Raw genomic sequence first — 15,666 nt, forward strand, 5'->3', positions numbered from 1 at the left:
ATAGTTGAAGTAAACTCTGGGCCATTATCTACTCTAATTTGCTTTGGTTTTCCGCGCCAAGCAATGATCTGTTTTAGTGTCCTAATCACTCTTTCAGCGGTTAAACTGGTATCCACTTCAATCGCTAATGCTTGTCGATTGAAGTCATCGAGTATATTCAATGTCCTAAAACGATGTCCGTAGCTTAGTGCATCACTCATAAAGTCCATTGACCAAGATTCATTATATTGCTGTGGGGCACTTAATGGTTCTGGTGTTCTTGTTGGCACACGGCGCTTTCCTTTACGTCTCAAATTGAGTTTTAGCATGTTGTAAACTCGTTCAACACGCTTTTTATTCCAAGGTTTACCCTTATTACGAAGCCTTTTAAATAGTTTAGGCAGCCCCCATCTTTGGTGACGTTCGACCAATGCTAGCAACGCGTCGATAACCTCATCATCTGATGGCCGTTTATGTTTGTAATAAAAAACTGAGCGGCTTAGCCCTGCCACTTCACAAGCAAATGCGACGCTGACGTTAAATTGGGATCTTAAATGTTCAACCCAAGCTCTGCGCCTACTTGTCTTTACAGCTTTTTTGCAATGATATCCTCAAGCATCGAGTGCTTTAAGCTCAGCGTTGCAAACATATCTTTTAGCTTACGATTCTCTTCTTCAAGCTCTTTGAGGCGTTTAACATCAGACACTTCCATTCCACCATACTTTGAACGCCATTTGTAAAAGGTGCTTTGCCCGATACCATGTTTACGGCAAATTTCAGGTACTGGAATACCTGATCCAGCTTCTTTGATCATGCTGACAATTTGAGTTTCGGTAAACTTGCTTTTTCTCATCGTAAATTTTCCTATTTTAGTTAATGGAAAATTCTACTTATGAACTGTTTCATTTTTTGGGGGAGTTACAGAGTTACAGACCTAGCTTACAAACTAGGTATTGGAATAAAATAGTGTTCAAACTTTATTATTCCAATTTACAGGGTAGTGTACAAGCTTTATTGTGCCTAAACATAATTGTTTTGAGCTAGGTAATCTACAGTGGTGAGGTGTCGGCCTTGTCGATAGCAAGGTTAATCGCGTTGTTATCGACAAGGTTTTGTTGCCTTAAATAGCACCAGTCATTGTGCAAATTGGCTAATACTTTTCTTTTAACTCACCAATCAAATTACTGTGCTAGTAAGCATTTGATTAAAGATTATACTTTTCTTTGACCCTCAATAGGCTGCTTTCAAAGTGCTTTTTGTTTTTCTTTTTATTGATCATAAACTTCGTAAACCCAAATAGTTGACGGTGTAGAGGGTACCACTTATCAAAGTTTGCATGGAATTGGTCAATGACTTTTAATGGAAGTTTGTCCATCAGAGTATAAAAGTTATAGAGCAATTGAGTCATGGCAACAAATGGGAAGGCTTCTGCGTTAGCCTTTTTCAAGGCAACATGATCTATGCTCAATAGTGGCGTGTCTTTAATCTTGTCTTGAAAGAAAACATGTGGAAGAAAGTAGCCAGAGCTAAAAAGCAGAGGGTTATCACTGTTGTTAATTGAGATAACATTGCCGCATTGAGAGTGGTATTGCTCCGACTGCACGTCAGAGTTGAGGAGATACCCAGTACAATTAATGATCCAAGCGCCAGATTCAATAGGCTGTGTTTCGCCACTTCTAAAACACAATTGCGTTTCGTCACCATTGTCTTTTATGTCATCTAAGTAGTCTCTTACTATCGTTTTACAGCCTTGAGTAACAATATCCAGCTCACTTTGAGACAATAAACCAAGTAGAAATTGCTGGGCATCTTTGTGCGGTGAGAGGGCATATTTGGATTTTACAAATTGGGTGACTTCTGCCTCATTATCGCCGTTGAAGAGGGTTGCACACTGCGTCATCATATCTAGGCTAGTTGTCCCTTTCCAATATTTATCCAAACCCGGCGGAAACATGATGTCTCTATTTAGGAAGTAGGTTCCTTTACCGATAATAAGGTGAATGGCTAACTGTGGGTTTGCTTGTATTAAATAGTGGGCGGTATCCATTGCCGTCTTACCACCACCAACAATATAGATTGGTTTATTACTATCTATAATGTGCTGTTGATTTTGTGGTATTTCTTCAGGCGTAATTGAATGTACTTTGTCACTAGAAAAGGCTAATGCTTGGCTTGGCTCAATGCCAAATCCAACACTTTTTATTAATTTTTTGGTATGGATTTGTCGTGTCGTTTCTTTTGAGGCTAAGTGAACTTGTACGATGCCATCATCTTGGGAGTCATGACTAAGGTAGCTATGCTGCATTAAGGGAATAACAGTCAAATGCTGTTCTACTTCGCTTATACAGCGCTTAAAGTGCGTTAAGATTTCATGTCTGTCAGCTAAATAGGACTCAGGGCGATCTAAACCCCATTTCATATTACCTATCGTAAATTGCTTATAGGGCTGATGTAACCTTACATAATCATAGGTGTCATTCCACATGCCACCAATAGATTCTCGCTTATCTACGAGTGCCACAGTCGCGTTTTTTGGTAAGTACTGCTTAGCTGCATACAGTGCATTTAATCCTGCAAGCCCTGCGCCTACAATACAGAGATCCACATTTTCTATGTTGTCTACAATCATTTTAACTGCCTATCCTTTGATTGTGTAAATAATTGAATATTAAAGATTAGCCCCGTGTAACTTTTTTGTAACAAAAGGCTGTTTACTTTCCTTCTAGAACAAGTTGTTACTTGAAAACATATATTGTCACTGAGCGTGATGCTATGGGTGAAATAAAACACGACACCGAGCAAACTTAATTTAAGTACTAGGTACCGTGTTTTACCGAAAGCCAGGCTAAGCATGTGCTCATAGTGACTTATCAGAGTGGAACAATAAATTAAATTAGCCCGTTTATTGTTCCTCTCTTGATTGTACTAAGCTTGAGCTACCGCTTGTTCTTGTGGGTATGCCTCAGTCTCTTGTGCCTTACTACGATGATCACTTGCTAGTTTCTCATAAAGTAAGGGCAGTACGATAAGTGTAAAGAAAGTACCAATGAGCATGCCAGCAACCAAAATGATACCAATACTGTTACGGGCTTCAGCACCAGCACCAGTTACCAATACAAGAGGGAAGTGACCAAGTACAGTCGCGCCCGTTGTCATTAAGATTGGTCTTAGTCTTGTGGCTGCTGCGCCTTTTGCAGCATCGTACTTAGACTTACCTTCAAGTTGTAAATGGTTCGCAAACTCAACGATTAAGATACCATTTTTAGCAATTAAACCAATCAAGGTGATCAACCCAATTTGACTATAAATATTCACTGTCGTCAGTGATAAAAACGGCAGCATAAGCGCGCCGGCCAATGCCAGTGGTGCACACCCCAGTAACACAACAAGTGGATCTCTAAAGCTATTGAACTGAATAGTTAATAAGAAGAACACAATCACCATCGCAAATAGCAAGACGCCAACCATGGTGTTACCTTCTTTTCTTAACTGTCTGGACTCACCAGCGTAATCAATAGAGTAGTGGCTTGGTAGTATTTCTTGCGCAATCTCTTCAACTAGGGTTAGCGCTTGCTCTTTAGTCACGTGAGGTAGGGTACCTGCTAAAATCCTAAACGCGCCTTGTTGGTTAAAGGAGCCAAGTACTCGAGGGCTGGTAAATGTGCGCAATGTAGCAAATGCAGAAACGGGAATTAGAACACCTGTATCTGTGCTTACTTGCATATTTAAAATATTCTCAGGGTTGTATCTATCTTTATCACCCACAATTGGGATCACGCGATAAGCTTTACCATCTTTATTAAAGTAGTTGGCAAAGTTATTAGACATATACACGCTAAGTTGCTCATTCACTGAAGATAAACTTAGCCCCAGATCTGCGACTAACTCCCTATCAATCTCAAGTTCTGCTTGTGGCAAATCGATTTTTAGATCGGTATTCATGAACATAAAACTGCCTGTTGCAGTCGCTCGTTGAATAATTTCATCCGCATACGCTTTCATGGTGATAGGGTCATCACTAGAACGGAAAACCACTTCAACATCAAATTGCCCAGCAGTTGGTAAAGACGCAGGTAAAATAGGGAACAGGGTTAACCCTGTGACGCTACTTAAGCGGCCGTACAAGTCAAAGAGCATATTGTGAACTGAGTTTTCTCGCTCACTAAAGGGCGCTAATGTCACACCACCAAAACCAGCAGAAGCGGTAATAACCTGCCAAGTAAATTCAGCACCTTCGGTTGCATTCATTACCGCAGCGGTATCGTTCATTTTATTTGAGGTATAAGCAAGAGAGGACTCAGGTGGGGCTTCCACCACAACCTGGATACTGCTTTGATCTTCGATAGGCGCAAGTTCTTTTTGCGATAACATATAAAATGGTACCGATAACAAAGAAAATATAATAGCGATGAAGAAGATTTGTGGACGCCATTTAAATAGCGTGTCTAGTGCATTAAAGTAGAACTTTTGGAGCTTATCGAAGTAACTATTGACCTTTTGTGTTAACTTGCCTTCTTTACCTCCCTCTGGGTTTACGTATGCCGCCATAATTGGAGATAAGGTGATGGCAACTAAACCTGAGATGATCACAGCAATCGCCAGTGTGAAAGCAAATTCTCTAAATAAAAAGCCAGTTAATCCCGTTAAAAATCCAATGGGTGCGTATACTGCTGCTAGGGTCAGTGTCATCGCAATAACTGGCACAAGTAATTGACGTGAGCTAATAAGCGCGGCTTGAAATCTAGGTTTGCCTTCGCGCATATGACGGGCAACATTTTCCACCACCACAATGGCATCATCTACCACTAGGCCTACCGAAAGTACAATGGCCAAAATGGTAAGTAGGTTAAGGGAAAAGCCCATTGCAGAGATCACCGCTATGGCACCTAAAATAGAGATAGGGATAGTGATGAGTGGCACCATCGCGGTTCTGAATGAACCCATCATCGCCAATACCACAATACCAACAAGTAACACCGTCTCAGCCAGTGTGGTAAAGATCTCTTTGATAGAATCTCGCATGTACAGGGTGCCATCGTAACCAATTCTAAGGTTCATGCCGTCAGGTAAGATAGGGTTTATCTCATCAATCTTTTTATAAAGTGCATCACCAATGTCAATTTCATTGGCGCCAGGTAGTGCCCATAAGGCTAAAAAGACCGTATCGTGATCATCAAGTCGTGCAGTCACTAGGCTGTCAGCTTCACCTAGCTCTACGGTGGCCAGATCTCCTAGTTTTAATTGTGCACCATCAACCTCTTTGACAATGAGGTTATTAAAGTCCGCGATTGAGCGCAAAGACGTATTCGCCATAACATCAATACGTTGTCTGTTGTTTTCACTATATCCAATGGTTGCAATGGTATTATTGGCGCGTAGTGCACCAAATACATCACTGGCGCTAAGCCCGTAAATGGCTAGCTTTTCAGGATCAAGCCAAATACGCATCGCTGGATTTCGGCCACCTTCGAGGGTGATTTTTTGCACACCAGGAATATCTGACATTGAAGGCACAACATTTCTGATCAAATAATCGCTCACATTGTTACGCGATAGTCCTTGAGACTCTACATCTAGATAAAATACAGCATAGGGACTATCGGCACGCACGGTATGAATTGCAGGGTCTTCTGCACCACTTGGCAATTCAAACTTTATTTGGTTTAACCGTGTTGTGAGTTCAGCAAGGGCGTCAGGAGTGCTATGGTTTAACTCTAACCATGCCGTAACTCGACTGAGACCTGCCATTGTTACTGAATCAACATAGTCCACACCAGGAACCGTTGAAGCAACGCGTTCAATCGGTTCTGTCACATAACCTTTAACTACCTCAGCTGAGGCACCAGTGTAGACGGTATTTATTACTAACGACGCACTTTCTATTTTGGGGTACTGCTGTACAGAAATATCTCTAGCAGCGTTTAATCCTGCCAGAACAATAAGGAGTGAAAATACAATCGCAAGCACGGGGCGATTGACAAATATATCCATAATGGATGGTTTATTTTCATGTAAAGCACTCATTACTGCTCTCCATTATTGCCATCAATCGCAGCAACTTGGTCGGTGTAAACCAGTAAGTTCTCCTGTAGTTTAAATGCACCTTCAGCAGCAATAAACTCACCGCCGCTCAAACCTGTTAATACCAGCTGCTGGTCATGGATCTTATCGCCAAGTGTGACTTTGACAGGTTTTGCTCGCCAGTTTTGTGCGTCATCTTTTTCTAAGATATAAACAAACTCACCAAAATGGTTTCGAGTAATAGCATTGGTTGGTACTACCGCTGCGCTTACTTTTGCTACTGGCACGTTTACCATTACCATTTGGTTGTGGCTTAGTGCTTCGTGATAATTATTAAGCTCTGCACGATAGCGTTGTTGGCGGGAGGCGACGTCAACACTTGGGGTTTTCGCTAACACTCGTGCTGGTTGCTGCACTTGCGAGTGTGATACCGCGACCATTACCTCTTCACCCAACTTTGGTTGTGGTAACGTTTGCGGCATGTTGAAATCAACCCAAATTTTGTCGTTAGTGCCTACTAAAAACGTCACGGCATTGTTGGCATCAAGCAACTGACCAACTTGATATTGCTCCATACCGGTATAGCCAGTAAACGGTGCTCGGATAGTCTTTTTTTCGATAAGGGTGGTGAGTCGTTTTACATCAGCTTCATTGATAGCAACCTCAGCTTCCGCTTTGTCTACTTCATCGGGACTAATGCGTTTTTGTTCAAGTAACTTTGCAACACGTTGATAGGTTGACTTAGCAAGTTTTACTCGCGCTTTAGCTGCTTGTAGATTTGCTTCATCAATGCTGCTGTCGAGGCGCAGCAATATTTGATTGGCTTTTACTAAGTCACCAGGTTGAAAGCCAACGTATGTAATAAGTCCAGCATATTCATTGCTGACAGTTACGGTCTGTTTTGCATGAAGTTGGCCAACTACTTTTACCGTTTTAAGATGTTCAGTGGTAGAGACATAGGTACTTTTAACCGATGCTGAGGGTTCAGGGAAGGATTCTCCAAAGGCAATAGCAGCTTGGATTTGCGTAAATTTAACAAATCCTAAACTGGTAATGACGATGAGAATAAGTACAAAGGCGATAAGCCAGCGTTTTATGTTCATTGTGATTTTCCTTAAGTTAACGAAGCTCGAGCGCTTGCAATTCTTTCTCTATACGAAGTAGAGAGTCATGGGTTATTGGTGCTTGCCATGGATAACTATTTAGCAGCCTCACTGCGCTTCGAATGAGCGGATCATTGAGCGCAAGAGGTGCCAGCAAAGAGTCAGTACCTTCGACAATTTGGTTAGTTTGTTGCAAACGTAAAACCTGTTCATATCCCACGGTTAGTGCCCAACCGCTGATTATGATTTCTTCAATGACATCATGCAGATTTGGTATATTTTGTAGTTCTCCTGCCTCAATGCCATCAAGCAAGGTTTGCTTGAAAACATTTTCACAGCCGCTACATGATTCAATAATTTTATTGGTCCAATATTCTGAAGCTCTTTTAATTACGGCTTTGTTAGTAGAGTAAGATTGCAGCTCGAAATCGAAGGAAAAACGCTTAATTTTTTGTGGAGAAACTAAACACACGGCGAGCATTCGCTCTGGCGTGCTTAATGGCAGCGATAAGATTTGTTTAAACACACCAGATACATGGGTAAATGACTCATAAGCCAATGCCATGATTAAGTCTTCTTTGGTTTGCACAAACTTATAAATAGAACCCATAGATAACCCTGCATGCAAGGAGACTTTAGCCATTGTAAAATCAGTGACTGACGTCTCATTGATGCACTGTTCTGCAGCACTTAAAATCATACGTTGCTGAGTTTCGTTATCATACTTTGGTGCTGGTGCCATGCTTTCTCCTGTAATAATTGAACCTAATTCGAATGGTATTCGAATGCGCTTCAATTATAAGGTTGGTTTTTAAAAGTGCAATAAGTAAACAGAGCATTGTTTGCTGGCAGAAAAGATTTAAAGAGATAGGATGGATTAGAATGAAGGTTTTTTACGGTGTTCTGCTGAGAGAACGCCACGCTAATTATTTAGTGATTTAAAATCCAGCTTTTAACGGGCTTTACCCACTCGTCTCTTGGGAGGTAAAAAGCACCGTGTTCCTCACCAGTTGAAATAGAAAATTCTGTAAAGCTGTTGAGGCTTTCGGAGCGTGCTTTCACAAAGTCGCAAGAGCCCACTTGATCTGAGGTTTCGTACACGGATAACACCTTGCCGAAGAGCTGGATCTCGCTTTTACTTTTGATAAGCCCTGCGCAGCCCGCGAGTACCACGTAGTGAATGGCATCATTTTTTAATGTATCACTTGCCATTATTGTTAACGCTCCGCCGCGAGAAAACCCCACGAGCGTAATGTTGCTGGCGCTGACGCCCGCATCGAGTAATTTGTGAACCTTGCTTACTAGGGTCTTTGTGTAGGCTTCTGGTGCAACACCTTTAGGTCGGTGCTCAGCAATTAGTGTATAGGCATCGTCACTTAATGCTTGTTTGATGGCTGGAAAGTCATATTTACCCCAGCGCTTATGAATAGGCGTTTCATTATCACCTTCAACGATGTAGCCATGAGAATAAAAAACGTATTTGGCAGATGGATTAATCTGCTCTGGTACATCTGAGTAAATTGCTTTTGCCGAGGCGATTGACGCCGCGCAAGCAGCAAATGAGGTGCATGCAGCACGTAGTAAACGATTCATTTTTGAGCTTTTTTAGTTGATGTAGAGAGATGGTAACCAAGCTTTGATAAAAGAAGCAAGCGTAGCGCGATGGGTTATTTTGCATGAAGGAGTTGTGAGCACGAACTCACCAATTTGTAGGAGCGAGTTTATCTCGCGATCTTTTCACTGCTCGCCACATAAAGTGGCTCCTACCATAGTGTTCACCTATGGGAGCAAATTACCCGTGTAGGAGCGAGTTCATCTCCCGATCTGTTAACTGCTCGCCGCGTAAAGCGGCTCCTACCAAAGTGTTCACCTATGGGAGCAAATTACACTTGTATGAGCGAGTTTATCTCGCGCGCTTTTAACTGCTCGCCACATAAAGTGGCTCCTACCAAAGTGCTCACCTATGGGAGCAAATTACCCGTGTAGGAGCGAGTTTATCTCCCGATCTTTTCACTGCTCGCCACATAAAGTGGCTCCTACCATAGTGTTCGCCTATGGGAGCAAATTACCCGTGTAGGAGCGAGTTTACCTCGCGATCTCTTGACTGCTCGCCACATAAAGTGGCTCCTACCAAAGTGTTCACCTATGGGAGCAAATTACACTTGTAGGAGCGAGTTTACCTCGCGCTCTTAAGTGCTCGCCACATAAAGTGGCTCCTACCAAAGTGTTCACCTATGGGAGCAAATTACCCGTGTAGGAGCGAGTTTATCTCCCGATCTTTTCACTGCTCGCCACATAAAGTGGCTCCTACCATAGTGTTCGCCTATGGGAGCAAATTACACTTGTAGGAGCGAGTTTACCTCGCGCTCTTAACTGCTCGCCACATAAAGTGGCTCCTACCAAAGTGTTCACCTATGGGAGCAAATTACCCGTGTAGGAGCGAGTTTACCTCGCGATCTCTTGACTGCTCGCCGCGTAAAGTGGCTCCTACCATAGTGTTCGCCTATGGGAGCAAATTACCCGTGTAGGATCGAGTTTACCTCGCGCTCTTAACTGCTCGCCGCGTAAAGCGGCTGCTACCAAAATGTTCACCTATGGGAGCAAATTACCCGTGTAGGAGCGAGTTTACCTCGCGATCTTTTCACTGCTCGCCGCGTAAAGCGGCTCCTACCAAAGTGTTCGCCTATGGGAGCAAATTACCCGTGTAGGAGCGAGTTTATCTCCCGATCTTTTCACTGCTCGCCACATAAAGCGGCTCCTACCAAAGTGTTCACCTATGGGAGCAAATTACCCGTGTAGGAGCGAGTTTATCTCGCGATCTCTTGACTGCTCGCCACATAAAGTGGCTCCTACCAAAGTATTCACCTATGGGAGCAAATTACCCGTGTAGGAGCGAGTTTAGCTCGCGATTTCTTGACTGCTCGCCGCGTAAAGTGGCTCCTACCAAAGTGCTCACCTATGGGAGCAAATTATCCGTGTAGGAGCGAGTTTACCTCGCGATCTTTATACCATCTAAAGCTTAAAGCTTACGCCATGGCCAGTTCACTCTTATCGCCCATCCAGCGCCAGATAATCGAGTCAACAATATCGCTGTGGTTTTTAAGCACGGTAAAAGCGAGGCTTCTCACTTGCGGTAATAAATGTTTATCACGACTAAGGTCGGCAATTTTTAGCTCAGCCAATCCAGTTTGTTTTGTGCCTAGCACTTCACCCGGGCCGCGGATCTCAAGGTCGCGCTCAGCGATGACAAAACCGTCGTTACTTTCTCTAAGCACCCCTAAACGCTTTTGCGCGGTGACCGACAATGGCGCATGGTAAAGCAGTAAACAATGTGATGCGATTTGTCCGCGACCAACACGGCCGCGCAACTGATGCAGTTGTGCCAGACCCAAGCGTTCAGGGTTTTCAATGATAATAAGGCTAGCGTTGGGTACATCCACACCTACTTCAATTACGGTAGTGGCAACCAGCACATGAGTATGACCCTGTTTAAATTCGTCCATAATGGCCTGCTTTTCTTGGGCTTTCATACGGCCATGCACCAGCGCGATATTAAGCTCTGGCAAGGCTTCGGCAAGTGCTTTGGCGGTGTCTTCTGCGGCTTGGCATTGTAACGCCTCCGACTCATCTATCAGGGTGCATACCCAGTACACTTGACGTTTGTCGTCAACGCAGGCTTTTTGTACTTTTTTGATCACTTCATTGCGTCTGGTATCGGGCACGGCGACGGTCGTGATTGGTGTTCTGCCCGGTGGTAACTCATCGATAATTGAGGTTTCAAGGTCGGCGTAGGCGGTCATCGCCAAAGTTCTTGGGATTGGGGTGGCAGTCATCACCAGCTGATGTGGATAGCAATTGCCAAACTTTCCCTTTTCTCTAAGTGCTAAGCGCTGGTGCACACCAAAGCGATGTTGTTCGTCGATAATGATAAGCGCAAGGTTAGAAAACTGTACTTGCTCCTGGAACAGTGCATGAGTGCCGACTATCATCTGAGCTTGCCCCGAAGCAATTCGCTCAAGCGCATGAGTGCGTTCCTTGCCTTTGGTTTTACCACCCAGCCATACGGTTTCTATACCCATAGGTTCAAACCAATTAAGGAAGTTGATGCCGTGTTGCTCGGAGAGGATCTCAGTGGGTGCCATCAGTGCTACTTGGTAACCCCGTGCGATGGCTGTTAACGCGCTGAGTGCGGCTACAAGGGTTTTTCCTGAGCCAACATCCCCTTGCACCAATCGCATCATGGGGTAGGGATGTTGTAAGTCGCTTTTGATCTCAGCTACTACTCGACTTTGGGCATTGGTGGGGGCAAATGGTAAGGCCGATAAAAACTGTGCTTCAAGTGGATTGGTAGGCGGTAGTGCAACTGCTTTCACCGCTTGACCTTTTTGCCTAAGCTTAAGCAAACTGAGGTTTTGTGCTAATAACTCTTCAAATGCTAAGCGTGCTTGAGCGGGGTGTTGCCCGAGTTCTAATTGGGTTAAATCGACTTCCTGTGGCGGGCGGTGCAGTAATAGCAGCGCCTCTTTTAAGCTTTGCTGCGATGGCCGATACTGAGCTGGTAAATAGTCTGGTACATCATATTTGCGCAGTAACTCAACGGCTTGATCGGCAATCGCCCGAATGCTCAATTGCTTCAGCCCTTCGGTTGTCGGATAAACAGGTGTGAGTGTCGCAAGGCTTGGGTCGCAAGGTGCAGAGCGGGTTTCTTTGATGCTGTATTCTGGGTGAGCCATTTCAAAACCATGGCGGCCACGGCGAACCTCACCAAAACAGCGGATTATTTTGCCTGCTTGCATGGCGTTTTTTTGCGCCGCGTTAAAATTGAAAAAACGCAGCGCGATCCGCCCCGTTCCATCATTAACATAACACACCAACATGCGGCGTTTGCCTTGCGTGATTTCGCTGCGCTCAATCTCGGCTTCAATGCTGACATGGCTATGCGCTTGTAACTCGCAGATAGGATAGGTGCGCGCACGGTCTTCGTAGCGTAGTGGAAGGTGAAATAGCATGTCTTGTACCGACTGAATGCCTAGTTTGGCCAAGCGTTCGGCTGCTTTTGGGCCTACGCCTTTTAGCTCAGTGACGGGGTAAGTGGCCAAATTTGGTGTCGACATGCTATTCCTCTAGCGCGATCCGCGTTATCTATTTTTTCTGCTTAAACTTAAGAATGTCCCAAAAGGTGTCGTCAGCAACAATTTCACCGTGCTCATCAAGCGCAGGGTAAGGTAACTCTTTTTCGCGACAGCGGGTTGCAATAATTGGATGACATCCTTCAAATAGTAACTTATGTTTTACCACAGGATCCATCATATCTGTACGTTTGTACAGTCCAGCTACATCTCTTTGGCGCTGCGCCTCGTATAAAATAAGTGCTGCGGCAACGGATACATTCAGGGATTGCACCATACCTTGCATTGGGATCACGATATGCTGATCTGCATGCTCAAGTGCGCGGTCTGAGATCCCAAGACGCTCTTGACCGACAATAATGGCGGTGGGTTTGGTGTAATCAATTTCACGAAAATCAACGGCGCTATCACTAAGGTTGGTTGCTAATAATTGTACACCCGGGTTTTGTTCACGAATTGTCGCAACAGCCTGGTCGATATGCTCATGCATATGGGTTTCTACCCAATTTTTGCTGCCACCAGAGGTATTATTAGTTAACCGTCTTTGATCTTGTGGCCATACCGCATGTACATGGTGACAACCAACCGCATCTGCGGTACGCACAATCGCTGACAGGTTGTGGTGCTTATGTACTTCATCTAAACACACTGTGAGGTCGGTTTGGCGTCTATCTAATACGCTTTTTACACGATGGTATCTATTCTCAGCCATCTACTTACTACTCTAAATCAACAAATTCCCGCGATTATAACAAAAAAGGGGCTAAGGCATAACGGTGCGCTGAATCGGGTTTTGCAGTGAGATCAGCGTTTCGGTTGACTGGATAGACTCAATAGTTTGCACTTTATTGATAAGTACATCTTGTAGGTGGTCGATGGAGCGCGCCATCACTTTGATAAAAATACTGTAGTTACCTGTGGTGTAATAGGCTTCAACAACCTCTTCGAATTCTTTAAGACGTGCAATGGCCCCCGGATAGTCCCCGGCATGTTTTAGGTTTATTCCGATAAAACAGCAGACATCATAACCAAGCCGTTTAGCATTAATGCTAACTTGAGTCCCTTCAATGATCCCCGCTTGCTTCATTTTTTCGACCCGAACATGGATGGTACCGGCGCTAACGGCAAATCTCTTTGCTAATTCCGCGTAGGGTGTCCGCGCATTTTCCTTTAATGCGTGAAGGATGGATTTATCTAGATTGTCGATCTCATAATTTTCCATGTAAATATCCATTGGCAATTATCGTTTATTTAAAATTTATAGCATATTTTTGATGAAAATAATTATGTAAAGGTGTTTTTGTTGTGGGTTGTTGATGTTTTTGTTGGTTTCTTTAAATATAGACTTAACAAAACGACAAATTCGGGAATGAGGACCTAACCATGTTGAGCAAGTATCAAGAGACACAAAAACAGATAGCACGAGTAAAGCAAGTATTTTCAGCACAGCTAACAGAGCAATTGGGCCTAGTTGAAGTACAAGCCCCAATTTTGGCGCGCTTAGGCGATGGTATTCAAGACAACCTAAGTGGCCATGAGCAGGCGGTACAGGTTAAAGTGAAAACGCTACCGGACGCGCAGTTTGAGGTAGTACATTCACTTGCTAAGTGGAAACGTAAAACACTAGGCGATTATGGTTTTGCTAAAGGCGAAGGCCTCTATACGCACATGAAAGCGCTACGCCCAGACGAAGACAAGCTATCGCCAATCCATTCTGTTTATGTTGACCAATGGGATTGGGAAAAAGTGATTTGCGAAAACAGTGAGCGTTCGCTGGCAAAACTAAAAGAAACAGTTGAAACCCTTTATCGCTCAATTAAAGCGACGGAAAAAGTGGTCGAGGATGAGTTTGGCATTACCGCATTCCTCCCTGAGAAAATTACGTTTGTGCACAGTGAAGCATTACGCACTATGTATCCAGATTTCACAGCCAAGCAACGTGAAAAAGCGATTGCTCAAGAATATGGCGCGGTATTCCTAATTGGTATTGGTGGCGAGCTTGGTGATGGTAAAATTCACGATGTTCGTGCGCCGGATTATGACGATTGGTCAACGCCAACATGCGACAAATACCAAGGGCTGAATGGCGATATCTTGGTGTGGAACCCAGTATTAGAAGACGCTTTTGAAATCTCATCAATGGGTATTCGTGTTTGTCCTGATTCGCTTGCAAGACAGCTGAAATTAACCGATGACGAAGCGCGCTTGAGTTTAGATTGGCACCAACAGCTGGTTGCAGGGGAATTACCACAAACTATAGGCGGTGGGATTGGCCAGTCGCGTTTAGTGATGTTGCTGTTACAAAAGCAGCACATTGGTCAGGTACAAGTAGGGGTATGGCCTGAAGAAGTGCGCAGCAGCGTGGCTGATTTGTTGTAAAAAGAGCGCGAGGTAAACTCGCTCCTACACGAGAGTTTTTCTCCTGTAGGTAAGCACCTTGGTAGGAGCCGCTTTACGCGGCGAGCTGTTAAGGGATCGCGAGGGTTTTACTTCTGTGGATACAAGCCTTAGTAGGAGCTGCTTTACGCGGCGAGCAGTTAACAGATCGCGAGGTAAACTCGCTCCCACATGAGGGTTTTTCTCCTGTAGGTAAGCACCTTGGTAGGAGCCGCTTTACGCGGCGAGCAGTTAAGAGATCGTGAGGTAAACTCGCTCCTACACGAGAGTTTTATTTCTGTGGATACACGCTTTAGTGGGAGCCACTTTACATGGCGAGCAGTTAAGAGAACGTGAGGTAAACTCGCTTCTACATTAGAGTTTTATTTCTGTGGATACACGCCTTAGTAGGAGCTGCTTTACGCAGCGAGCCATTAAGAGATCACGAGGTAAACTCGCTCCTATACGAGAGCTTTATTTCTGTGGATGCACGCTTTAGTAGGAGCTGCTTTACGCGGCGAGCAGTTAAGAGCTCGCGAGGTAAACTCGCTCCTACATGAGGGTTTTGCTCCTGTAGGTAAGCACCTTGGTAGGAGCTGCTTTACGCGGCGAGCAGTTAAGAGCGCGCGAGGTAAACTCGCTCCTACACGAGAGTTTTGCTCCTGTAGGTAAGCACCTTAGTAGGAGCTGCTTTACGCGGTGAGCAGTTAACAGATCGCGCGGTAAACTCGCTTCTATACGAGAGCTTTATTTCTGTGGATGCACGCTTTAGTAGGAGCTGCTTTACGCGGCGAGCAGTTAACAGATCGCGAGGTAAACTCGCTCCCACATGAGGGTTTTTCTCCTGTAGGTAAGCACCTTGGTAGGAGCTGCTTTACGCGGCGAGCAGTTAACAGATCGCGTGGTAAACTCGCTTCTACAAGTAGAGTTTTATTTCTGTGGATACACACCTTGGTAGGAGCCGCTTTACGCGACGAGCAATTAAGAGATCGCGAGGTAAACTCGCTCCCACATGAGGGTTTTTCTCCTGTAGGTAAGCACCTTGGTAGGAGCCGCTT

General features: G+C 44.5%; 11 protein-coding genes. 1 reads left to right on the plus strand and 10 read right to left on the minus strand.

What is annotated here, in order from left to right; genetic code table 11:
* From HUZ36_RS21285 to asnC, 10 genes are all read right to left on the minus strand, one after another.
* On the minus strand, window positions 1–491 hold a 491-nt coding region (locus HUZ36_RS21285), incomplete at its 3' end, for a DDE-type integrase/transposase/recombinase (RefSeq protein ID WP_176033914.1).
* 74 nt (window positions 492–565) lie between these two features.
* Window positions 566–832, minus strand: coding sequence for a transposase (locus HUZ36_RS21290; protein WP_176033915.1), 267 nt, complete (start codon window positions 830–832; stop codon window positions 566–568).
* Window positions 833–1,183: 351 nt separating this feature from the next.
* On the minus strand, window positions 1,184–2,608 hold the full coding sequence (locus HUZ36_RS21295) for an FAD-dependent oxidoreductase (protein WP_176033916.1): 1,425 nt from the start codon (window positions 2,606–2,608) through the stop codon (window positions 1,184–1,186).
* A 296-nt stretch (window positions 2,609–2,904) separates the two neighbouring features.
* A complete protein-coding gene (locus tag HUZ36_RS21300; RefSeq protein WP_176033917.1) occupies window positions 2,905–6,003 on the minus strand; it encodes an efflux RND transporter permease subunit in 3,099 nt (1,032 codons plus the stop codon).
* Window positions 6,003–7,103 carry an efflux RND transporter periplasmic adaptor subunit gene (locus HUZ36_RS21305; RefSeq protein ID WP_176033918.1) on the minus strand — a complete coding sequence of 367 codons (1,101 nt, stop codon included), beginning with the start codon at window positions 7,101–7,103 and terminating at the stop codon, window positions 6,003–6,005. Before HUZ36_RS21305 ends, HUZ36_RS21300 begins: the two co-directional genes overlap by 1 nt.
* Window positions 7,104–7,119: 16 nt before the next feature.
* On the minus strand, window positions 7,120–7,845 hold the full coding sequence (locus HUZ36_RS21310) for a TetR/AcrR family transcriptional regulator (RefSeq protein WP_147390318.1): 726 nt from the start codon (window positions 7,843–7,845) through the stop codon (window positions 7,120–7,122).
* Between the two features lie 188 nt (window positions 7,846–8,033).
* Window positions 8,034–8,696, minus strand: coding sequence for an alpha/beta hydrolase (locus HUZ36_RS21315; protein ID WP_176033919.1), 663 nt, complete (start codon window positions 8,694–8,696; stop codon window positions 8,034–8,036).
* Window positions 8,697–10,129: 1,433 nt separating this feature from the next.
* Window positions 10,130–12,217 (minus strand): ATP-dependent DNA helicase RecG, encoded by a 2,088-nt coding sequence (gene recG, locus HUZ36_RS21320; RefSeq protein WP_176033920.1) that lies wholly within the window; start codon window positions 12,215–12,217, stop codon window positions 10,130–10,132.
* Between the two features lie 28 nt (window positions 12,218–12,245).
* A complete protein-coding gene (gene trmH, locus HUZ36_RS21325; protein ID WP_176033921.1) occupies window positions 12,246–12,944 on the minus strand; it encodes a tRNA (guanosine(18)-2'-O)-methyltransferase TrmH in 699 nt (232 codons plus the stop codon).
* 51 nt (window positions 12,945–12,995) lie between these two features.
* Window positions 12,996–13,454: a transcriptional regulator AsnC gene (gene asnC, locus HUZ36_RS21330; protein WP_125253759.1), complete on the minus strand. Its 459-nt coding sequence runs from the start codon at window positions 13,452–13,454 to the stop codon at window positions 12,996–12,998.
* 161 nt (window positions 13,455–13,615) lie between these two features.
* Here asnC and asnA point away from each other — a divergent pair, with 161 nt between their 5' ends.
* Window positions 13,616–14,611 carry an aspartate--ammonia ligase gene (asnA, locus tag HUZ36_RS21335; protein ID WP_176033922.1) on the plus strand — a complete coding sequence of 332 codons (996 nt, stop codon included), beginning with the start codon at window positions 13,616–13,618 and terminating at the stop codon, window positions 14,609–14,611.
* Window positions 14,612–15,666 lie beyond the last annotated feature (1,055 nt).

The sequence above is a fragment of the Pseudoalteromonas sp. McH1-7 genome, from assembly GCF_013366255.1.
Taxonomy (GTDB): Bacteria; Pseudomonadota; Gammaproteobacteria; order Enterobacterales; family Alteromonadaceae; genus Pseudoalteromonas; species Pseudoalteromonas peptidolytica.